This window comes from Streptomyces sp. SYP-A7185, assembly GCF_046103685.1.
In the GTDB taxonomy this organism is placed as follows: domain Bacteria; phylum Actinomycetota; class Actinomycetes; order Streptomycetales; family Streptomycetaceae; genus Streptomyces.
The window spans coordinates 2,861,863-2,882,253 of the sequence record NZ_CP122310.1 but is presented as its reverse complement, the minus strand read 5'-3'; the positions used below and the strand labels follow the sequence as shown (position 1 = coordinate 2,882,253).

Genomic DNA, 20,391 nt, shown 5'->3' with positions numbered 1-20,391 from the left:
CGCAGAACCGAACTGACAGGAATCCGGTGGGCGCGGTGACTGGCCGTGACTCTAAGGGGCGCTTTGTTCCTGGTGGAGTGGTCAGGCCAAAGGTGTGACGCTCTTGTTATGCCACGGAGTATTCCGGGCTGGAACTCAGGGGGTGGTTGGGGCGTAATGCGCCATCTTCGGCGCATCCCGCATGCTGAGAACTTGCAGGACTGTCAGGGTGTTTTACTCATGACATCAGTGTTCGGGGGGCATGCGGCTGTCAGGGCCTCCGAAAGATCTTTTGCGTATCTCTCGCCGAGGATGAAGCTCTGCAACTGCATTGCCCGCACATTACGCAGTGTTACGACCAGGAAAGGGAGTCCGGCATTCCGTTGCACATTTCCACATTCGCGAATGTGCATCGAGATACGTGCCGTCCGGGGTCTTCCCGTATTCACCGTGAATGGGGTATGGGGGGCGACGGTGACCGACAGCGCCTCCGAGGGCTGTGTGATCCGCCGCACGGACACCGGCGGCCCCGAGTCCTGGCGGACGACGACGGTGAAGCTGAACGTGCGGTCACCGGCCCGCGGGTGCGTCATGTCGCCCCCGTAGGCCACGGCGACCGTCTGCGAGGGGTAGAGCGGGGGAGGGGGCGCCGGGGGGCGCGGGCGGGTCACGTAGAGGCCGAAACCGGCGGCTGCGACGGCCACGGCCGTGGCGACGGCCAGGGCGGTGCGGCGGCGCGGGGTGAGCGGCGGGCGGGACCGCGCGCGGCGTGCGGCGGCCTGGTCCGGGTCGCGGTCCTGGTCGGGGCCGGTGCCGGGGTCCGTGGCGGCGGTGCGGGCGTCGTAGGTGTGGTCACCGGGCTCGACGGGGCCGATGGCGTTCACACCCACGGCCCCCCGCTCGGCTCACCGTGGCGGTAGCGCTCCGCGCACCGCTCGCGGGCCTGACGGGTGATCAACTTCCGTCCCGAGGCGGCCCCGTGGCGCTTGCGCTCGGCGCGGGCCAGGTCGAGGGTGTCCCGCAGGATCATGTACTGCCCGTTGGACAGGCCCATCGACTGGTAGTCGCCGTACGTCTCCTGGCCCGCGTCGTAGATCTGCCGCCCCCACTTGGTGATCAGGGCCGTGCAGAGGTCCTCGGGGGAGGTGGTCGAGGGGGAGGGCGCGGGGGTGGTCTCGGGGGCTTCGCCGGAGGGCGGGCTCCCGCATCCGGCGGTGGTGAGGAGGGCCGCCAGGAGAGCGGCGAGAGGGGTGGCGAAGGCGAGCGCACTGAGCGGTTTCCGGTGCCTCATGCACCGACGCTAGACCGGCGGCCCTGGCTCCGACAATGCGTGGGGCGCACCCGCTCGGCCTGGGCCGATGCGGGCGCGCCCCGCGCCAACCGCCTTATCCCGCCGAGCCGTTGGGCCGCACGTCGCGCAGCATGCAGGTCAGCCGCGCGGTGCACACGCGCTTGTCCTGCTCGTCGGTGATGACGATCTCGTACGTCGCCGTCGAGCGACCCCGGTGCACGGGCGTCGCCACGCCGGTGACCAGGCCCGAACGCGCGCCGCGGTGGTGCGTGCAGTTCAGGTCGACGCCGACGGCGAGCTTGGAGCTGCCGCCGTGCAGCATCGAGCCGACCGAGCCGAGGGTCTCGGCGAGCACGGCGGAGGCGCCGCCGTGCAGCAGGCCGTACGGCTGGGTGTTGCCCTCGACCGGCATGGTGCCCACGACGCGCTCAGCGGACGCCTCGACGATCTCCACGCCCATCCGGCTGCCCAGGTCGCCCGCCGAGAAGAGGGCGGGCAGGTCCACGCCGAGCGCGGCGTACTCGTCGATGACCTCTTGCGGGAACTTCACGCTGTGCTGCTCGCCCATGGGGCCCGGCTCCGTTCGTCGTCCTCACCTGTCGCTGAGCGAACGCTCAGTCGGTTCCCGATTGTTCCAGGCGTACGACGACGGACTTGCTGGCGGGGGTGTTGCTGGTGTCGGCGGTCGCGTCCAGCGGGACCAGGACGTTCGTCTCGGGGTAGTACGCCGCCGCGCAGCCCCGGGCCGTCGGATAGTGCACGATCCGGAAGCCCGGCGCGCGCCGCTCGACGCCGTCCTTCCACTCGCTGACCAGATCGGCGTACGACCCGTCGGCGAGGTCCAGCTCGCGGGCGTCCTCGGGGTTGACCAGGACGACGCGGCGGCCGTTCTTGATGCCGCGGTAGCGGTCGTCCAGGCCGTAGATCGTGGTGTTGTACTGGTCGTGCGAGCGCAGCGTCTGCAACAGCAGCCGCCCCTCGGGGAGGGCGGGGAACTCGACGGGCGCCGCGGTGAAGTTGGCCTTGCCGGTGGCCGTGGGGAAGCGCCGCTCGTCGCGCGGGGCGTGCGGCAGGGCGAAGCCCGAGGGGTCGGCCACGCGCGCGTTGAAGTCCTCGAAGCCGGGGATCACGCGCGCGATGCGGTCGCGCACCGTGGCGTAGTCCTTCTCGAACTCCTCCCAGGGGGTGGCGGAAGCGGGGCCGAGGACGCGGCGGGCCAGGCGGCACACGATCGCGGGCTCGGACAGCAGGTGCGGGCTCGCGGGCTCCAGACGGCCGCGTGAGGCGTGCACCATGCCCATGGAGTCCTCGACGGTCACGAACTGCTCGGCGTGCTTCCCTTCCGGGGTGACCTGCACGTCCCGCTCGGTGCGGCCGAGCGTCGGCAGGATCAGGGCGCGGGCGCCGGTGACGGCGTGCGAGCGGTTCAGCTTCGTCGACACGTGGACGGTCAGGCGGGCCTTGCGCATGGCCGCCTCCGTGACGTCCGTGTCCGGCGAGGCCGCCACGAAGTTGCCGCCCATCGCGAAGAACACCTTCGCCTTGCCGTCCCGCAGCGCCTCGATCGCGCGGACGACGTCGAAGCCGTGCTCGCGCGGCGGCGCGAAACCGAACTCCTTCTCCAGGGCGTCCAGGAACGCCGGCGCGGGCCGCTCGAAGATGCCCATCGTGCGGTCGCCCTGGACGTTCGAGTGCCCGCGCACCGGGCACACGCCCGCGCCCGGACGGCCGATGTTGCCGCGCAGCAGCAGGAAGTTGACGACCTCGCGGATGGTCGGCACGGCGTGCTTGTGCTGGGTCAGGCCCATCGCCCAGCACACGACGGTGCGCCGGGAGGCCAGGACCATGGCGAGTGCTTCCTCGATGCGCTCGCGGGGCAGGCCGGTGGCGGCGAGGGTCTCGTCCCAGTCGGCGCGGCGCGCGGCCTCGGCGAACTCCTCGTACCCATGGGTGTGCTCCCGGACGAACTCCTCGTCGACCGCGCCCTCGGTCTCCAGGACGAGCTTGTTCAGGAGCCGGAACAGGGCCTGGTCGCCGCCGAGGCGGATCTGGAGGAAGAGGTCGGTGAGGGCGGTGCCCTTGAGCATGCCCTGCGGGGTCTGCGGGTTCTTGAAGCGCTCCAGGCCCGCCTCGGGCAGCGGATTGACCGTGATGATCTTCGCGCCGCCGTGCTTCGCCTTCTCCAGGGCGGAGAGCATGCGCGGGTGGTTCGTGCCCGGGTTCTGCCCGGCGACGATGATCAGGTCCGCCTGGTGGAGGTCCTCCAGGAGGACGCTGCCCTTGCCGACGCCGATCGTCTCGGTGAGCGCGGAGCCCGACGACTCGTGGCACATGTTCGAGCAGTCGGGGAGGTTGTTCGTGCCCAGCTCACGGGCGAACAGCTGGTACAGGAACGCCGCTTCGTTGCTGGTGCGCCCCGAGGTGTAGTAGACGGATTCGTCCGGGCTCTTCAGGGCTGCCAGTTCCTCGCCGACGATGTCGAAGGCCTGCTCCCACGAGACGGGTTCGTAGCGCTCGGCGCCCTCCGCCAGGTACATCGGGTGGGTGAGGCGGCCCTGCTGGCCCAGCCAGTACCCGCTGCGGGTGGCGAGGTCGGTGACGGGGTGCGCGGCGAAGAAGTCCGGCGTGACGCGGCGCAGCGTCGCCTCCTCGGCGACCGCCTTCGCGCCGTTCTCGCAGAACTCCGCCGCGTGCCGGTGCTCCGGCTCGGGCCAGGCGCAGCCGGGACAGTCGAAGCCGTCCTTCTGATTGACCCGTAGCAGCGTCAGCGCCGTGCGGCGCACGCCCATCTGCCGCTGGGCCATGCGCAGCGAGTGCCCGATGGCGGGAAGGCCCGCCGCGGCGTGCTGCGCCGGCGCGACCTGCGGCGCGTCCTGGACGGGATCACCCTTGGGCGACTTCCTTGCCATGGTCGGCTCCCCTTCGAGCACGTGCGTGAGCTACGTCCGCGATCCTCCCACGCGCCGCTGACGGCGTGGTCGCGGGTGAGGGTTGGGCCGGACTGTCAGTGGGGCGTGGCAGGATCGGGGACGTGGCAGAAAAAGCAGCGAAGAAGAAGTCCGAGACCGCGACGAAGCCGAGTGGCGAGCAGCGTCCGCGCCTGCTCCTCATGGACGGGCATTCCCTGGCCTACCGGGCGTTCTTCGCGCTGCCCGCGGAGAACTTCACGACCGCGACCGGCCAGCCGACGAACGCGATCTACGGCTTCGCGTCGATGCTGGCGAACACCCTGCGCGACGAGGCGCCCACGCACTTCGCGGTCGCCTTCGACGTCTCGCGCAAGACGTGGCGCTCCACGGAGTTCCCCGAGTACAAGGCGAACCGCTCCAAGACCCCGGACGAGTTCAAGGGCCAGGTCGAGCTGATCGGCGAGGTGCTCGACGCGATGAACGCCGTGCGCTTCGCGGTGGACGGCTTCGAGGCCGACGACGTCATCGCCACGCTCGCCACCCAGGCGGAGGCGGCCGGCTTCGACGTCCTGATCGTCACCGGCGACCGCGACTCCTTCCAGCTGATCACGGACCACGTGACCGTGCTGTATCCCACGAAGGGCGTCTCCGAGCTGACGCGCTTCACCCCGGAGAAGGTCGAGGAGAAGTACGGCCTCACGCCCAGCCAGTATCCGGACTTCGCGGCCCTGCGCGGCGACCCGTCCGACAACCTCCCGGGCATCCCCGGCGTCGGCGAGAAGACCGCCGCGAAGTGGATCAACCAGTTCGGTTCCTTCGCTGACCTGGTGGAGCGCGCCGACGAGGTCAAGGGCAAGGCCGGACAGAACTTCCGCGACCACCTGGACGCCGTGAAGCTGAACCGCCGCCTCACGGAGATGGTGCGTGACGTCGAGCTCCCCAAGCAGGTCGGCGACCTGGAGCGCGCCGCGTACGACCGCACGGCCCTCGCCCTGGTCCTGGACACCCTGGAGATCCGCAACCCCTCGCTGCGCGAGCGGCTCCTGGCCGTCGACCCCGGCGCCCAGGAGGCCGAGGCGACCCCGGCCGAGCCGGGCGTGGAGCTGGACGGCTCGGTGCTCGGCGCCGGGGAGCTCGCGCCGTGGCTCGCCGAGCACGGCAAGGCGGTCCTCGGCATGGCCACGGTCGACACCTGGCAGCTGGGCACCGGCTCGGTGACCGAGGTCGCCCTCGCGGCGGCCGGGGGAGCGGCGGCCTGGTTCGACCCCTCCGCCCTGGACGAGGCCGACGAGAACGCCTTCGCGGCCTGGGTCCGCGACCCGAAGAAGCCCAAGGTCCTGCACAACGCCAAGGCCACGATGCGGGTCTTCCCCGAGCACGGCTGGACGGTCGACGGCGTCTCGATGGACACGGCCCTCGCCGCGTACCTCGTCAAGCCCGGCCGCCGCTCCTTCGCCCTGGACGCCCTGTCCCTGGAGTACCTCGGCCGGGAGCTCGCGCCGGCGTCCGCGCCCGACGGCCAGCTCGCCTTCGGCACGGAGGAGGACGACCGGGCCGAGGCCGAGTCGCTGATGCACCAGGCCCGGACGATCCTGGACCTGGGCGCCGCCTTCGGCGAGAAGCTTCCCGAGGTCGGGGCGGGCAATCTCCTCACGGACATCGAGCTGCCGACGTCCCTGCTCCTGGCCCGCCTGGAGCGGCACGGCATCGCGGCGGACCGCGCGCACCTCGAAGCGATGGAGCAGCAGTTCGCCGGCGCGGTGCAGCAGGCGGTCAAGGAGGCCCACGCGGCCGCGGGCCACGAGTTCAACCTCGGCTCGCCCAAGCAGCTCCAGGAAGTCCTCTTCGGCGAGCTGAACCTCCCCAAGACGAAGAAGACGAAGACCGGGTACACCACGGACGCGGACGCCCTGGCCTGGCTCGCGGCCCAGACCGAGAACGAACTGCCGGTCATCATGCTGCGCCACCGCGAGCAGGCGAAGCTCCGCGTCACGGTCGAAGGCCTGATCAAGGCGATCGCCGCGGACACCCGCATCCACACGACGTTCAACCAGACCGTCGCGGCGACGGGCCGCCTGTCCTCCACCGACCCGAACCTCCAGAACATCCCCGTCCGCACGGACGAGGGCCGCGCCATCCGCCGCGGCTTCGTGGTCGGCGAGGGCTTCGAGTCCCTGATGACCGCGGACTACAGCCAGATCGAACTGCGCGTGATGGCGCACCTCTCCGAGGACGAGGGCCTCCTGGAGGCGTTCACCTCGGGCGAGGACCTGCACACGACGGTGGCGTCCCAGGTGTTCGGCGTGGAGCGCTCCGCCGTCGACGCCGAGATGCGCCGCAAGATCAAGGCCATGTCGTACGGCTTGGCGTACGGCCTCTCCGCGTTCGGCCTCTCCCAGCAGCTGAACATCGAGGCGGGCGAGGCCCGTGCGCTGATGGACACGTACTTCGAGCGGTTCGGCGGCGTACGCGACTATCTGCGCCGAGCCGTCGACGAGGCGCGCGCGACGGGGTACACGGAGACGATGCTGGGCCGCCGCCGCTATCTCCCCGACCTCAACAGCGACAACCGCCAGCGCCGCGAGATGGCCGAGCGGATGGCCCTGAACGCCCCGATCCAGGGCACGGCCGCGGACATCGTCAAGATCGCCATGCTGAACGTGCACCGCGCCCTGACCGAAGCGGAACTCGACTCCCGCATGCTGCTCCAGGTCCACGACGAAATCGTCCTGGAGATCGCCCCGGGCGAGCGCACCAAGGTGGAAGAACTGGTCCGCCGCGAAATGGCGGGCGCGGTGTCGCTGCGAGCACCGCTGGACGTCTCGGTGGGCGTGGGCCCGGACTGGGAATCGGCCGCGCACTAGCCCTGCGGGGCGGTGGGGGCAGGCCGGGGCAGGCGCTGCGGGACGCGTCTGCCCGGCGTGCGGCCCGGCCCGCCCCACGGACATCGGTGTGGCGCCCCGGGCCCAGAGCCCGGGGCGGTGCCCCGGAGCAGTGCTCCGGGGCACTGTGGCGGCCCCGGGCCGTGAGGAGCGGGGGCACGGGGCATCGCCGGAGGGCCTCACTCGCGTGGTCCCTGTCCTCGTGCCCCGTGCAGGGGCGCCCGCCACGATGACCGCATGGCCCTTCACCTGCGAAAGTGCCGCATAGCGATAGCCACGGCACTGGTCACCACGCTGCTCACCCCCCTCCCCGCGACCGCCGCCAGGGCGAGCTCGGCGCAACGCGCGGCCTCCTGCACGGCCCGCAGCGACCCCGCCCTCGCCGCCCAGCTCTCCCGCGACATCCGCGCCGTCCTGACCGCCCGGCGGGGCACCGTCTCCGTGGCCCTCCACGACCCCGCCTCCGGCCTCAGCTGCACCTTCGGCAGAAGCCACCGCTACGACACCGCGAGCGTCGCCAAAGTCATGATCATGGAGGCCGCCCTCCGCCGCGCACAGGACTGGGGCCGTGGCCTGACCACCTGGGAGCGCGGCAAGATCCGCCCGATGATCACCCGCTCGGACAACACCGCCGCCCGGCGCCTCTTCGACGACCTGGGCCAGTCCTACATCGCCCGCTTCCTGAACCGCGCCGGCACCGCGGCCACCACCCTCAACCCCTACGGCCTGTGGGGCCTGACCCGCACCTCCGCCGCCGACCAGCTCCGCCTCCTCGGCGTCCTCACCGGCACCAGGACCCGCGCCCTGCTCGGCGCGAGCTCACGCGCGTACGGCCTGAAGCAGCTGAACGAGGTGCGCCGCGACCAGCGCTGGGGCGTGCCCGCCGGCATGCCGCGCGGCACCCGGGCGTACCTGAAGAACGGCTGGCTGCCCCGGTCCACGCACGGCTGGCGGGTGCACAGCGTCGGCGCGTTCGCCCGCGCCGGAAGCGGTTCGGGCACCGGGGCGAAGGTGCGCTCCCGCATGTACCGCATCGTGGTTCTCTCGCACGACAACCCCACGATGAAGTACGGAGTCCGTACCATCGAACGCGTCGCCCAAGCGGTGCACCGCGCCCTCGGCAAGGGCCGCTCCGCGGTGCAGGAGCTCACCCCGGAGGACCTAATCAGCGAAGTCCCCGACGGTTCGGCCCCGGCCGAGGCGCCGGCGGGCGCCGCCACGCAAGCGCCGCCCGAACAGGACACGGCCAACCGGTAAATACCGGGCACGAACGGGTGTCTGGGCGCCGGAAGTTGTCGTAGTGTCGCCTGAGTCGGCCCGCTGGGGAGCACGACGGGGAAGTACAGCAGAGCGGGCGGCGACAGGCTCAGTCGTCAAGGGGAGGGATTCACGGTCATGGCGGCGGTATTCGGCAGGCGGTTGCGCAGGGGAGCGGTGACCACCGCGGTGGCCGCGGCGGCGGTGGCCGCACTCGCGGCCTCCCAGGCCCCGGGCGTGACGGACATCCCCCGCGAGGAGCGAGCGGGGGCATCCGGCTCCACACCGCCACCGGAGGAGTCGGCGACCGGCAACTCCCCTTACTACACCGACCTGCCGCGCCTCAAGAGCCCGGTCCCGCCGACCGAAGCGCCCACCGGCGACGCCGAGGAGAGCGACTCGGGCATACCCGCCACGGTCCTGGACGCGTACAAGAAGGCCGAGTCGTCCCTCGCCTCCTCCAAGCCCGGCTGCAAGCTCCCCTGGCAGCTGCTCGCCGCGATAGGCCACGTCGAGTCCGGCCAGGCGAGCGGCGGCCGCGTGGACGCCAACGGCACGACGCTGAAGCCCATCCTCGGCCCCGCCCTCAACGGCAACGGCTTCGCGAAGATCACCGACACCGACGGCGGCGCGTACGACGACGACACGAAGCACGACCGCGCGGTCGGCCCCATGCAGTTCATCCCCTCGACGTGGGAAACCTGGGCGCAGGACGGCAACGCGGACGGCAAGAAGGACCCGAACAACATCTACGACGCCGCGCTCGCGGCGGGCAACTACCTCTGCGCGAACGACCGCGACCTCTCCGTCGACGCCGAGCTGCACAAGGCGATCCTGAGTTACAACCACTCGACCGAGTATCTGAACCTGGTCCTGACGTGGCTTGAGCACTACCGCAAGGGCACCCACGAGATCCCCGACGGCACGGGCGTCCTGCCCAGCGACCGCAGCGACTCGCGCACCCCGGGCACGGGCCCCACGACGACCCCCACGCCCCCGGCGTCCGGCTCGCCCTCGCCGAAGCCGCCCAAGGACAAGGACGACGGCAAGCCCGGCGACAAGCCCACGAAGCCCCCGACGTCCGGGGGCGGCGGTGGCAGCGGCGAACCGACCACACCTCCGTCGAACGGCGGCGGCTCCCAGACCCCCACGCCCGTCGAGCGGGTGGCGAGCCTGGAGAACGCCGGCACGGGCAAGCTCGCCGCGACGGCGGGCGACGCCTTCGCCGAGCGCGTCGAGGTGCGCACGCAGTCCGCTTCGGGCTCGGGCGTGGCCAAGGTCAAGGTGAGGTTCGCGATCGTCGGCGACACCGACGCACGCTTCACCGGCGGCGCCACCAGCGCGACCGTCACCACGGGCGCCTCGGGCAAGGCCACGGCCCCGGCGCTCAAGGCGGGCGAGAAGACGGGCGAGTTCACGGTCCGGGCCACGGTCGTCGGACGCTCGCTGCCCGCCCTCGGCTTCAAGGCGACGGTCACCGCGCGTCAGGCCGACGCCCTCGCCAGGACCAGCGACAAGGCCCTGACGTGCGAGCCGGGCAAGGAGTTCGCCGACCAGGTGGAGGTCAAGGCGACGTACAAGGGACAGGTCGCCGGCCGTGTCGCGGCCACCGCCACCATGGTCACGTCGGCGACGGACGCCACGGCCAACGACAAGGGCCCGTACTTCAAGGACGCGGACGGCAAGGCGGTGCGCACCCTCAAGGGCCTGAAGACGGACGCGAACGGCGTGCTCAAGCTCCCCAAGATGTACGCGGACGACGCGGCGGGCACCTACCTCCTGCGGGTCACCACCGCGGGCGGCGCGCAGCTCACCGTCGAACTGAAGGTGGCGGCAGCCGCGTCCCCGGCCGCCTAGACCCGCACAAACACCCCTTCGGGGAACGTTCCGCGCGACGCCCCTTCGCCACCACGGCGGAGGGGCGTTCCGCTGTGTGCGACGTGTTCTCATCTGGCCGCCGCGTTGCTACGGTGCCCCAGCCCTGACGCCCTGTCAGTTCATGCCGGGAGGATCCGCATGCGCGCTCTCGTCGCCGCCGCGACCGGTCTTGCCGTCGCCTTCGCCCTGGTCCTGACGATCACGGCGATGGGCGCCCCGCCCGGCGAGACATCGCCGAAGCCCCTGCTCACCACCGTCCCCAAGCACCCCTGACCGTCCACCGCCCGTCTCCGTAGGGAGGGCCGCCGCGATGCGCCGCAAGGCAAGCCTGATCCTGCTCGCCTTCGCCGTGTTCTTCACGGCGATGTCCCCGCTCATGCGCTGGTACGCCTTCCCGCGCCTGGCCAAGATCCCGCCCAGCCAGTACCAGGAGGCGGTGCTGGAGGCCGAGAACCCGACCCTCATCGACTACGGCAGCATGCGGGCCAAGAAGGTCGACAAGGTCACCATCGTGCAGACCCTCAAGGGCAACGTGGAGGCCTCGGAGAAGATCGAGAAGAGCGCGGACCGTGACGTCGTCGTCTGGGACGCCCTCTCCTACGTCCAGGACGGGGAGGGAAAGATGGTCTCCAAGGTCCCCGAGCGCTACATCTTCGACGCGCACAGCCAGGAACCGGTGCACGCCACGGGCGAGATGGTCGACGGCGACCCGGTCAAGCGCCAGGGCATCGAATTCAAGTGGCCCTTCCTGACCGAGAAGCGCGACTACGAGTACTTCGACGCGCAGGCCCGCGTCACCAAGCCCATCCACTACAAGGGCACACGGACCTTCCGCGGCGTGGACGTCTACTACTTCGAGCAGACCATCCCCTGGACCAAGGTGCCCTTCCCCAAGACCATGCCGGTCAAGGGCATCACCCCCGAGTCCCTCGACAAGACGGGCACGACCCGCTGGTACACGACCGTCCGCAAGTTCTGGGTCGAGCCGACCACCGGGGCGCCCGTCTACGGCGAGGAGATCCAGCGCAACGAACTGCGCGGCGGCACGCTCCTGGGCGGGCGCGACAAGGTCACGGTCTTCGCCGGGCACGTGAAGATGCGCGAGGACTACATCAAGGACACCGTCGACCTCGTGAAGTCCCAGCGCGTCCTGGTCCTGCTCATGACGGCCTATCTCCCCTGGGGCTTTCTGGGCCTCGGCCTGCTCCTGCTCGCCCTCTCCCTGTGGCTGGAGGCGCGCAGCCGCAGGCCCGGCGAACCGGAGGCGACGGCGGCCTCGGAGCCGGAACCGGTCAACGCCTGAGCCGGGCGTTGGTGAACCGCGTCGCCTGCGCGGCCGCCGGGTCCTCGGGCCACGGGTGCTTCGGGTACCGCCCGCGCAGCTCGGCCCGTACGGCCCGGTAGCCGTCCCGCCAGAACGAGGCGAGATCGGCGGTGACGGCCGCCGGGCGCCCGGCGGGGGACAGCAGATGGACCAGGACGGGTACGCCGCCGTCGGCGATCCGCGGGGTCTCGGCGAGCCCGAACATCTCCTGCAACTTCACCGCGAGCACGGGCTGTTCGGGGTCGGAGTAGTCGATTCGGATCCTGGACCCACTGGGCACGGCCACCCGCTCGGGGGCCAGGGCGTCCAGGCGGGTGGCCTCACCGGTCGCCCACGGCAGGAGCCGGTTGAGGGCCTGCCCCGCGTCGATGCGCCGCAGGTCGGCCCGGCGCCGGGCCTTGGAGAGCTCGGGCTCCAGCCACTCGTCCACGCGCGCGTGCAGGGCACTTTCCGACACGTCGGGCCAAGGCGCCCCCAGGTGCCGGTGCAGGAAAGCGAGCCGCTCCCGCAGCTCCCGCGCCCCCTGGGACCAGTGCAGGAGCCCGGTCCCTTCCTCCTCCAGACCCGCGAGCAGCCCTTCCCGTACGAGTGCGGGGGCGGGCTTCTTCAGGGGCCGAACCGCCAGTTCCACGGCGCCCAGCCGCTCGACGTGCCGGGCGACGAGATCCCCGTCCACCCAGGCGACCTCGTCCCCCTCGCCGTACAGCGGCGCCGCCGCGCTCTTGGCGACGTCCTCGTCGATGTGCCCGCCGAGCAGCACGCGCGCGTGCCCGGCGCCCACCGGCCGGTCGGCCACGGCCACGGCGACCCACTCGGCGCCCGTCAGCGCGGAGCCCGGCCGCACCTCGGCGCGGGTGCCGTTCACCATGAGGTACGTGCCGTCGCCCCTGCCCCGGGCGACACGCTCGGGAAAGGCGAGGGCGGCGACGAGGCCCGCGACGCGCTCGTCGCTTCCCCCGCCCGCTGCGGAGTGCCCCGTGGGCGTGCTCGCGGCCCGCGGCAGCGAGGTCTCCGGAAGCGAGGTCTCCGGAAGCGAGGTCTCCGGCAGTGAGGTTCCCGGCAGTGAGGTCCCCGGCAGTGACGCCTCCGCCGCCGCGGTCAGCCGCCGTACCTCCGTGCGCCACCGCGCCGCGTACCCGTCACGGCCCCGCCGGGCCTCGCGCCAGGCCGCCGCCAGGTCGTCCCCGTACTCCCGCGGCGGCTCCTCGCTCAGGAGGGCCACCACCTCCGCCGAGCGCCGCGCCCCGATCAGCGGGGCCGCGTCGAGCAGGGCCCGCGCCAGCCGGGGATGCAGCCCGACCCGCGCCATCCGCGCGCCCCGGTCCGTGACCCGCCCCGACTCCGGGGCCACCGCGCCGACCGCCGTCAGGACGGCACGCGCCGCCGCCATCGCGCCGCCCGGAGGGGGATCGAGCAGCGCGAGCCCGGAGGCGTCGGGATCCCCCCAGCAGGCCGTCTGAAGCGCGAACGCGGAGAGGTCCGCCAGCTTGATCTCCGGGGCCGGAAAGCGCGGCAGACGGCCGTCCTCGGCCTCCGCCCAGCACCGGTACACGGCCCCCGGCGCCTCACGCCCCGCACGGCCGGCCCGCTGCCGGCCCGACGCCTGCGAAGCCCGTACCGTCGTCAGCGCGCTCAGCCCGCGCGCGTGGTCCACCCGCGGCTCACGCGCGAGCCCCGAGTCGACCACCACCCGCACCCCGGGCACCGTCAGGGACGACTCGGCCACCGACGTCGCGAGGACGACCCGCCGGGCGCCGTCGGCCGAGCCCGCGAGCACCGCGTCCTGCACCTGCGCGGACGCCCGCCCGTGCACCTGGAGGACCTCGGCGGGCACGTCCCCCAGTTGCCCCGCCACCCGCGCTATCTCACCGACCCCGGGCAGGAAGCACAGGACGTCACCCGCCCGCTCGGCGAGCGCCCGCCGCACCACCGACGCCACATGCGTGAGCAGCGCCGGATCCACCCGCATGCCGTGCGGCGGCCGCACCGGGCGTACGGGCGGCGCCCAGACCACCTCCACCGGGTACGAGGTGCCATACGCCTCCACCACGGGGGCGTCCCCGAGGATCCGCGCCCACCCCTGCGCGTCCGTGGTCGCCGACGCGGCCACCAGCCGCAGCTCGGGCCGCAGCGCCGCCCGCACGTCGACCAGGAACGCCGCCACGGTGTCCGCGTCCAAGTGCCGCTCGTGGCACTCGTCGATGATCACCACGTCTACGCCGGCCAGCTCCTGGTCCCGCTGGAGCCGCTGCAACAGGACACCCGTCGTGACGACCTCCACGCGTGCGTGGCGGCCCACCACGCGCTCGCCGCGCACGGTGTACCCCACGCTCTCCCCGGCCTTCTCGCCCAGGAGCCAGGCCATCCGCCGCGCGGCGGCCCGGGCGGCGATCCGCCGCGGCTCGGCCACCACCACGCGCCGCAGGGGCCCGTCCCCGAGCAGCCCCGCCAGGGCCAGCGGCACCAGCGTCGTCTTGCCCGTGCCGGGAGGCGCGCACAGCACGGCACTGCCCGGCCCCTCCAGAGCGGAGCGCAGCGCGGGCAGGGCATCGCGTACGGGCAGGTCCAGGGCTTCGTTACGGAGACGGATCACGCACTCAGTCTCGTACGCAGACGTAGATCGCCGTCCCCGGGATCAGATTCCCGCGCAGCGGGGACCAGCCGCCCCACTCCTGGGTGTTCCACGCGGGCCACTCCGGCTCCACCACGTCGACGAGCCGCAGGCCCGCCGCCACGATGTCCCGCACCCGGTCGCCGAGCGTGCGGTGGTGCTCCACGTAGACGGCGTCGCCGTTCTCGTCCTGCTCCACATAAGGAGTGCGGTCGAAGTAGGAGGCCGCCACGGACAGACCCTCGGGGCCGGGCTCGTCCGGGAAGGCCCAGCGCATCGGATGCGTCGCGGAGAACACGAACCGGCCGCCGGGCCGCAGCACGCGGTGCACGTCCTTGAGGACCCGCACCGGGTCGGCGACGAACGGCAGCGCCCCGTACGCCGAGCAGGCCAGGTCGAAGCTGCCGTCGGCGAACGGCAGCGCCCCCGCGTCCGCCTCCACCAGCGGCACCCCGCCGCCGATCCGCAGCGCGTGCTGGAGCTGCCGGTGGGAGAGGTCGAGGGCGACCGGGCGCGCGCCCTGGGCGGCGAGCCAGCGCGAGCACTGTGCCGCGCCCGCGCCGATCTCCAGGATGTCCTTGCCCTTCAGCTCCTCGGCCGGACCGAGCAGCTCGGCCTCCACCTCGTCGAGTCCTTCGGGACCCCACACGAAGCGGTCGTCACCGAGGAAGGTGCCGTGCTCGATCTGGTAGTCGTCCGCGTTCCTGTCCCACCAGCCGCGATTGGCGCGGCTGCTCTCCGTGACGTCGGCGTCACGGCGGGTGGCTTCCGGTTCGGGCGTCTCGGGCAGCTCGGACTCTTGGATGATCGGCTCCATCGTCGTACTCTTCCGTCTGGCTTGTCACGGCTGTCGCAGCAGGAGGGCGGGGCGGGGCGGGCCGGAAGCGGTCGCGACAGGGTGCCGTGCGGCCCATGTGGCCTCACGCGACAGCATTTGTGCCGGGTATGCGGCGTTCCGCCCCGGGTGTGCGCCTTCGCGCATTGACCCTGTCCGGCTGCCCCCGTATGCTACAAGTTGCGCTGCGAGCCTGCCGTCCTCAGACCTAGCGGGATGCGCTCGCATCTGTTGCATGTCCCCTCGGTTGTCGAGGCGCCTTCCGTTTCTTCGGAAACGGAATCGGCGCTTCCCAGGCTGTCCGGCTTCTTCAGAGCGAAATCGGTTCCGGCGCTAGCAGTACCTACGACTCACTGTCCGTACCGGAGCCCTTACCCACATGACGAGCAGCACCGAGACCACCGCCACCACCCCGCAGGTAGCGGTCAACGACATCGGTAACGAGGAAGCCTTCCTCGCCGCGATCGACGAGACGATCAAGTACTTCAACGACGGCGACATCGTCGACGGCGTCATCGTGAAGGTCGACCGGGACGAGGTCCTGCTCGACATCGGTTACAAGACCGAAGGCGTCATCCCGAGCCGCGAGCTCTCCATCAAGCACGACGTCGACCCGAACGAGGTCGTCGCCGTCGGTGACGAGATCGAGGCCCTGGTTCTCCAGAAGGAGGACAAGGAAGGCCGTCTGATCCTGTCCAAGAAGCGCGCTCAGTACGAGCGTGCCTGGGGCACGATCGAGAAGATCAAGGAAGAAGACGGCATCGTCACCGGTACCGTCATCGAGGTCGTCAAGGGTGGTCTCATCCTCGACATCGGCCTCCGTGGCTTCCTGCCGGCTTCCCTCGTCGAGATGCGCCGCGTCCGCGACCTCCAGCCCTACGTGGGCAAGGAGCTCGAGGCCAAGATCATCGAGCTGGACAAGAACCGCAACAACGTGGTCCTGTCCCGCCGTGCCTGGCTCGAGCAGACCCAGAGCGAGGTCCGTCAGACCTTCCTCACGACCCTGCAGAAGGGTCAGGTCCGCTCCGGCGTCGTTTCCTCGATCGTCAACTTCGGTGCGTTCGTGGACCTCGGCGGCGTCGACGGTCTCGTGCACGTCTCCGAGCTTTCCTGGAAGCACATCGACCACCCCTCCGAGGTTGTCGAGGTCGGCCAGGAAGTCACCGTCGAGGTTCTCGACGTGGACATGGACCGCGAGCGCGTGTCCCTGTCGCTCAAGGCGACGCAGGAAGACCCGTGGCAGCAGTTCGCCCGCACGCACCAGATCGGGCAGGTTGTTCCCGGTAAGGTCACCAAGCTCGTTCCGTTCGGTGCGTTCGTGCGCGTCGACGAGGGCATCGAGGGCCTGGTCCACATCTCCGAGCTGGCCGAGCGCCACGTGGAGATCCCGGAGCAGGTCGTCCAGGTCAACGACGAGATCTTCGTCAAGGTCATCGACATCGACCTCGAGCGTCGCCGGATCTCGCTGTCGCTGAAGCAGGCCAACGAGTCCTTCGGCGCCGACCCGTCGGCCGTCGAGTTCGACCCGACCCTGTACGGCATGGCCGCGTCCTACGACGACCAGGGCAACTACATCTACCCCGAGGGCTTCGACCCCGAGACGAACGACTGGCTCGAGGGCTTCGAGACCCAGCGCGAGGCTTGGGAGGGCCAGTACGCCGAGGCGCAGCAGCGCTTCGAGCAGCACCAGGCCCAGGTCATCAAGTCCCGCGAGGCGGACGCCCAGGCCGAGGCCGAGGGCGCTGCGGCTCCCGCGTCCTCGACCGGTGCCCCGGCTGCCGGTGGCAGCGGTGGCGGCGGCGGTTCGTACTCCTCGGAGTCGGACGACAACTCCGGCGCCCTGGCGTCGGACGAGGCGCTTGCCGCGCTGCGCGAGAAGCTGGCCGGCGGCCAGAGCTGACACTCGCCTCCGGGCGGTTGTAGCTGAACAACGCCGCGGGCCCGCACCTCTTCGGAGGTGCGGGCCCGCTGTTCTGTTTCCGGGTGCCCGCCCGTGGGGTTCCGGGTGCCCGTCCCGTGGGGCTGGGCGCGCGGTTTCCGGCGCCGGCCCTTCGGGTGGCTTCCCCGGGGTGCTAAGGAGTCACCGTGATGTTGGTCAGGCCCTTGCCGCCCGTCACCGTGTTGCTCGCGTAGACCGTCGTCTTGCAACTGCCGCTGTAGTTCGTGACGTTGATGGCCAGCTGCTTGTCGCCCGTCGAGCCGGTCAGGGTCGACCTGTTGCCGCGGAACACCGTGCCGCATCCCCAGCCGGACTGCTGGCTGTGGGTCTCGTAGCCGTTGTTGGTGGTGTTCTTGCCGGTGTTGTTCTCGACGACGTAGTTGTTGCCCTTCACGTCGATCCACGAGTCGTCGTAGTTGTTGCCGGTCAGGCCCTTGCCGTCGAAGGTGTTGCCGCTGACCTTGCCGCCGGTGGTGCCCTCCTTGAGGTCGACTGCCTCGCCGCCGACGTCGGGGCCGACGGTGTTGTTCAGGATCTGTACGTTGTCGCTCTTGTCGGAGAGCGTGTTGGCGCTGCCCACGTAGACGCCCTCTCCCATGCCGCGGCCGTCGTTCCCGGTGTCGTAGATCCTCGAGTTCTTGATGACGCCGTCGGTGCTCGACTTGCGGAAGTGGACGCCCTCCATGTCCAGGCCGTGCACCGTGACCGTGTCCACGGTGACGCCCCTCGCGGAGTCGATCATGATGCCCTTCTGGCCGCCGGTGACGGTGATGCCCTTCACCGTCCAGTACGAGGCGCCGTTCAGGTGCAGGCCATAGCCGCCGCCCGCCGTGAGCACCGCCTTCGAGGAGCCGGTCAGGGTGATGCGGGCACCTGAGCTCGCGGCCGTGGCCGTCTTGAAGTTCCCGGTGTACGTGCCGTCCGCGAGGTGGATCGTGTCGCCCGGGGATGCGCTGCTGAGCGCGGACTTGAGCTGGGCCGCCGTGGAGACCTCGATGGTGCCGGCCGCCGTCGCCGCGGGGGAGGCCGTGGCTGTCGCGGCCGGGCTTACGGTGACGGCAACCGCGCCCGCCGCGGCGGTGACGGCGAGCGCGGTCATGAGCAGGGTGCGTGGGGTGCGTGGAGTGCGTGGAGTGCGTCGGGTGTGCATGGGGGTGACCCTCCGGTTCTTGTACGTGAACGATGGGTGTGCATCTGAACGTAGAGGTAGGTCATGTCCGCGTCAAGGTCTGGACCAGGCCGGCCGAGAGGAAGGTCACCACGAGGAACGCGGTTTCCCTGCACGGCTGTTCGGCGTGACCTTGGACGTGACATAAGAAGCCGCTGCGAGGAGCCGAAGGGGGAATGCGCCCGCCCTTGCGGGCGTTCTGCTGTACGAGTCACGACGAAGAGGGCGAGGAGCGGTCACAGTGCTTGATCCGCAGGGTTTGTACGCATGGGAGCCGAAGGGCCTCGCGGTCGTCGACATGGCGCTCGCCCAGGAATCGGCCGGACTGGTCATGCTCTACCACTTCGACGGCTACATCGACGCGGGCGAGACCGGCGACCAGATCGTCGAGCGGCTCACGGACGGCCTGCCGGGCCAGGTGGTGGCGCGTTTCGACCACGACCGGCTCGTCGACTACCGCGCACGGCGCCCGCTGCTCACCTTCCGCCGCGACCGCTGGACCGACTACGAGGTGCCCACGCTCGACGTGCGGCTGCTCCAGGACGCCACGGGCGCACCCTTCCTGCTGCTCTCCGGGCCCGAGCCCGACATCGAGTGGGAGCGCTTCGCCGCGGCGATCGAGCAGATCGTCGAGCGGCTCGGCGTACGCCTCGCGGTGAACTTCCACGGCATCCCCATGGGTGTGCCGCACACCCGCCCGGTGGGCCTCACGCCGCACGGCAACCGCACCGACCTGGTGCCGGGCCACCGCAGCCCCTTCGACGAGGCGCAGGTGCCGGGCAGTGCGGCCTCGCTCGTCGAGTACCGCCTCCTGGAGGCAGGCCACGACGTGCTCGGTGTCGCCGCGCACGTCCCGCACTACATCGCGCGCTCCGCCTACCCGGACGCCGCGCTCACGGTCCTGGAGGCGATCACCGCGGCGACGGGCCTCGTGCTGCCGACCGTCGCGCACGGCCTGCGCACCGAGGCGCACCGCACCCAGACCGAGATCGACCGGCAGATCCAGGAGGGCGACGAGGAACTGGTCGCCCTCGTACAGGGCCTTGAGCACCAGTACGACGCGGCGGCCGGTGCCGACGCGCGCGGCAACATGCTCGCCGAACCCGTGGACATCCCGTCGGCCGACGAGATCGGCCAGGAATTCGAGCGCTTCCTCGCCGAGCGGGAGGGCGACGCGTAGCCGGGAGGGCGATGCGCGGCCGGGAGGGCGATGCGCGGCCGGGAAGGCGACGCGTAGCCGGGAAGGCGACGCGTAGCCGGGAAGGCGGAGCGTCAAGCCACCCCCTAAGCTGCCGGTCATGCTGAAGGTGGGCCTGACCGGCGGTATCGGCGCCGGCAAGAGTGAAGTATCGCGTCTGCTCGTCGCGTCGGGAGCCGTGCTCATCGACGCCGACAAGATCGCGCGGGAAGTGGTGGAACCCGGAACTCCGGGCCTGGCGAAGGTCGTTGAAGCCTTCGGGCAGGAGATCCTCGCCCCGGACGGCACCCTCGACCGGCCGAAGCTCGGCTCGATCGTCTTCGCCGACCCCGAGAAGCTGGCCGTCCTGAACGCGATCGTGCACCCCCTGGTCGGCGCCCGCTCCGCCGCGCTGGAAGAGGCGGCCTCCGCGGACGCGGTGGTCGTCCACGACGTGCCGCTGCTCGCGGAGAACGGCCTGGCGCCGCTGTACGACCTCGTGGTCGTCGTCGACGCGAGCCCCGAGACCCAGCTGGAGCGTCTCGTGGGGCCGCGCGGCATGAGCGAGGAAGACGCCCGCGCCCGGATGGCCGCCCAGGCCACGCGCGAGAAGCGGCTGGAGATCGCCGACGTCGTGATCGACAACGATGGCCCGCTGGAAGGCCTCCGGGAGCGCGTCGACGCCGTCTGGGCGGACCTCGCACGGCGGGCGCGAGCGGCCTAGAGGGAGGCGGGGGAGTGGTCGTACTGGCGGTGGTCACCGCGCTGGGCGGCCTGGTCGCGCTGCTGGCCGGCGCGTACGGCCTGCGGCGGACCCGGCGCATCACGACGGCGGGCGAGGTGGCGGACGCCCTGGTCAAAGCGGTGCCGCCGGGGGCCGAGCGGCCGACGCTCCAGTTCGGGACGGGGGACGGGCGGGTCGTCGAGGTGGTCTCACCGGTGCCGCCGAGCGACACGTTTCCGCTCGCCGCGGGGGACCGGGTGCGCGTCGCGTACGACAGCGACGACCCCCGGGAGGCGGTCGTGCTCGGCCGCGAGCGCAGGGGTGTCGACCGGGGGTTCGTGGGAGCGGGAGCGGCGGTGCTGGCGCTCGGCCTGGTGCTGGTGGTGCTCGCGTGGTGAAGCTTGCGGACCGTCGGCG

The 20,391-nt window shown here is 71.5% G+C and carries 16 protein-coding genes; 9 read left to right on the top strand and 7 right to left on the bottom strand.

Going from position 1 to position 20,391, the window contains the following annotated elements:
• Positions 1-203: 203 nt before the first annotated feature.
• From QBL25_RS12675 to QBL25_RS12660, 4 genes are all read right to left on the bottom strand, one after another.
• Complete coding sequence (locus tag QBL25_RS12675) at positions 204-863, bottom strand: Tat pathway signal sequence domain protein (RefSeq protein WP_409057137.1); 660 nt, start codon at positions 861-863, stop codon at positions 204-206.
• Positions 860-1,270 (bottom strand): hypothetical protein, encoded by a 411-nt coding sequence (locus tag QBL25_RS12670; protein ID WP_409057136.1) that lies wholly within the window; start codon positions 1,268-1,270, stop codon positions 860-862. The genes QBL25_RS12675 and QBL25_RS12670 overlap by 4 nt, the downstream gene beginning before the upstream one ends.
• Positions 1,271-1,364: 94 nt before the next feature.
• Positions 1,365-1,838 (bottom strand): PaaI family thioesterase, encoded by a 474-nt coding sequence (locus QBL25_RS12665; protein WP_409057135.1) that lies wholly within the window; start codon positions 1,836-1,838, stop codon positions 1,365-1,367.
• 46 nt (positions 1,839-1,884) lie between these two features.
• Positions 1,885-4,179: an FdhF/YdeP family oxidoreductase gene (locus QBL25_RS12660; RefSeq protein WP_409057134.1), complete on the bottom strand. Its 2,295-nt coding sequence runs from the start codon at positions 4,177-4,179 to the stop codon at positions 1,885-1,887.
• A 122-nt stretch (positions 4,180-4,301) separates the two neighbouring features.
• On the opposite strand from QBL25_RS12660, the gene polA reads away from it, so the two are divergent.
• From polA to QBL25_RS12635, 5 genes are all read left to right on the top strand, one after another.
• Positions 4,302-7,043: a DNA polymerase I gene (gene polA, locus QBL25_RS12655; RefSeq protein ID WP_409057133.1), complete on the top strand. Its 2,742-nt coding sequence runs from the start codon at positions 4,302-4,304 to the stop codon at positions 7,041-7,043.
• A 255-nt stretch (positions 7,044-7,298) separates the two neighbouring features.
• Complete coding sequence (locus QBL25_RS12650; RefSeq protein WP_409057132.1) at positions 7,299-8,318, top strand: serine hydrolase; 1,020 nt, start codon at positions 7,299-7,301, stop codon at positions 8,316-8,318.
• Between the two features lie 138 nt (positions 8,319-8,456).
• Entirely contained in the window at positions 8,457-10,175 is a 1,719-nt protein-coding gene (locus tag QBL25_RS12645) for a lytic transglycosylase domain-containing protein (RefSeq protein WP_409057131.1), read from the top strand.
• 159 nt (positions 10,176-10,334) lie between these two features.
• Complete coding sequence (locus QBL25_RS12640) at positions 10,335-10,469, top strand: SPW_0924 family protein (protein WP_383322959.1); 135 nt, start codon at positions 10,335-10,337, stop codon at positions 10,467-10,469.
• 37 nt (positions 10,470-10,506) lie between these two features.
• Positions 10,507-11,499, top strand: coding sequence for a DUF3068 domain-containing protein (locus tag QBL25_RS12635; protein ID WP_409057130.1), 993 nt, complete (start codon positions 10,507-10,509; stop codon positions 11,497-11,499).
• On the opposite strand, the gene QBL25_RS12630 is transcribed toward QBL25_RS12635, so the two are convergent.
• Both QBL25_RS12630 and QBL25_RS12625 read right to left on the bottom strand, forming a co-directional pair.
• A complete protein-coding gene (locus QBL25_RS12630) occupies positions 11,489-14,113 on the bottom strand; it encodes an ATP-dependent RNA helicase (protein WP_409057129.1) in 2,625 nt (874 codons plus the stop codon). The genes QBL25_RS12635 and QBL25_RS12630 overlap by 11 nt on opposite strands.
• Before the next feature lie 4 nt (positions 14,114-14,117).
• Complete coding sequence (locus QBL25_RS12625; protein ID WP_409057128.1) at positions 14,118-14,948, bottom strand: class I SAM-dependent methyltransferase; 831 nt, start codon at positions 14,946-14,948, stop codon at positions 14,118-14,120.
• A 397-nt stretch (positions 14,949-15,345) separates the two neighbouring features.
• On the opposite strand from QBL25_RS12625, the gene rpsA reads away from it, so the two are divergent.
• Positions 15,346-16,866 (top strand): 30S ribosomal protein S1, encoded by a 1,521-nt coding sequence (gene rpsA / locus QBL25_RS12620; RefSeq protein WP_190083195.1) that lies wholly within the window; start codon positions 15,346-15,348, stop codon positions 16,864-16,866.
• A 172-nt stretch (positions 16,867-17,038) separates the two neighbouring features.
• Here the strand turns inward: rpsA and QBL25_RS12615 are convergent, their stop codons facing one another.
• Positions 17,039-18,004 carry a sheath polysaccharide-degrading enzyme gene (locus tag QBL25_RS12615; protein WP_409062626.1) on the bottom strand — a complete coding sequence of 322 codons (966 nt, stop codon included), beginning with the start codon at positions 18,002-18,004 and terminating at the stop codon, positions 17,039-17,041.
• Positions 18,005-18,314: 310 nt separating this feature from the next.
• Here QBL25_RS12615 and QBL25_RS12610 point away from each other — a divergent pair, with 310 nt between their 5' ends.
• The 3 genes from QBL25_RS12610 to QBL25_RS12600 all read left to right on the top strand — a co-directional run bounded on the left by QBL25_RS12610 (position 18,315) and on the right by QBL25_RS12600 (position 20,372).
• Positions 18,315-19,253 carry a PAC2 family protein gene (locus QBL25_RS12610; protein ID WP_409057127.1) on the top strand — a complete coding sequence of 313 codons (939 nt, stop codon included), beginning with the start codon at positions 18,315-18,317 and terminating at the stop codon, positions 19,251-19,253.
• 118 nt (positions 19,254-19,371) lie between these two features.
• On the top strand, positions 19,372-19,974 hold the full coding sequence (gene coaE, locus QBL25_RS12605) for a dephospho-CoA kinase (RefSeq protein WP_409057126.1): 603 nt from the start codon (positions 19,372-19,374) through the stop codon (positions 19,972-19,974).
• A 14-nt stretch (positions 19,975-19,988) separates the two neighbouring features.
• Complete coding sequence (locus QBL25_RS12600) at positions 19,989-20,372, top strand: DUF3592 domain-containing protein (protein ID WP_409057125.1); 384 nt, start codon at positions 19,989-19,991, stop codon at positions 20,370-20,372.
• The last annotated feature ends 19 nt before the right edge of the window (positions 20,373-20,391 follow it).

Coding starts and splice junctions, on each gene's coding strand:
- coaE (WP_409057126.1), top strand. CDS start 19,372: ATGCTGAAGGTGGGCCTGACCGGCGGTATCGGCGCCGGCAAGAGTGAA.
- QBL25_RS12615 (WP_409062626.1), bottom strand. CDS start 18,004: ATGACCGCGCTCGCCGTCACCGCCGCGGCGGGCGCGGTTGCCGTCACC.
- QBL25_RS12635 (WP_409057130.1), top strand. CDS start 10,507: ATGCGCCGCAAGGCAAGCCTGATCCTGCTCGCCTTCGCCGTGTTCTTC.
- QBL25_RS12625 (WP_409057128.1), bottom strand. CDS start 14,948: ATGGAGCCGATCATCCAAGAGTCCGAGCTGCCCGAGACGCCCGAACCG.
- QBL25_RS12665 (WP_409057135.1), bottom strand. CDS start 1,838: ATGGGCGAGCAGCACAGCGTGAAGTTCCCGCAAGAGGTCATCGACGAG.
- QBL25_RS12650 (WP_409057132.1), top strand. CDS start 7,299: ATGGCCCTTCACCTGCGAAAGTGCCGCATAGCGATAGCCACGGCACTG.
- QBL25_RS12640 (WP_383322959.1), top strand. CDS start 10,335: ATGCGCGCTCTCGTCGCCGCCGCGACCGGTCTTGCCGTCGCCTTCGCC.
- QBL25_RS12670 (WP_409057136.1), bottom strand. CDS start 1,270: ATGAGGCACCGGAAACCGCTCAGTGCGCTCGCCTTCGCCACCCCTCTC.
- rpsA (WP_190083195.1), top strand. CDS start 15,346: ATGACGAGCAGCACCGAGACCACCGCCACCACCCCGCAGGTAGCGGTC.
- QBL25_RS12660 (WP_409057134.1), bottom strand. CDS start 4,179: ATGGCAAGGAAGTCGCCCAAGGGTGATCCCGTCCAGGACGCGCCGCAG.
- QBL25_RS12645 (WP_409057131.1), top strand. CDS start 8,457: ATGGCGGCGGTATTCGGCAGGCGGTTGCGCAGGGGAGCGGTGACCACC.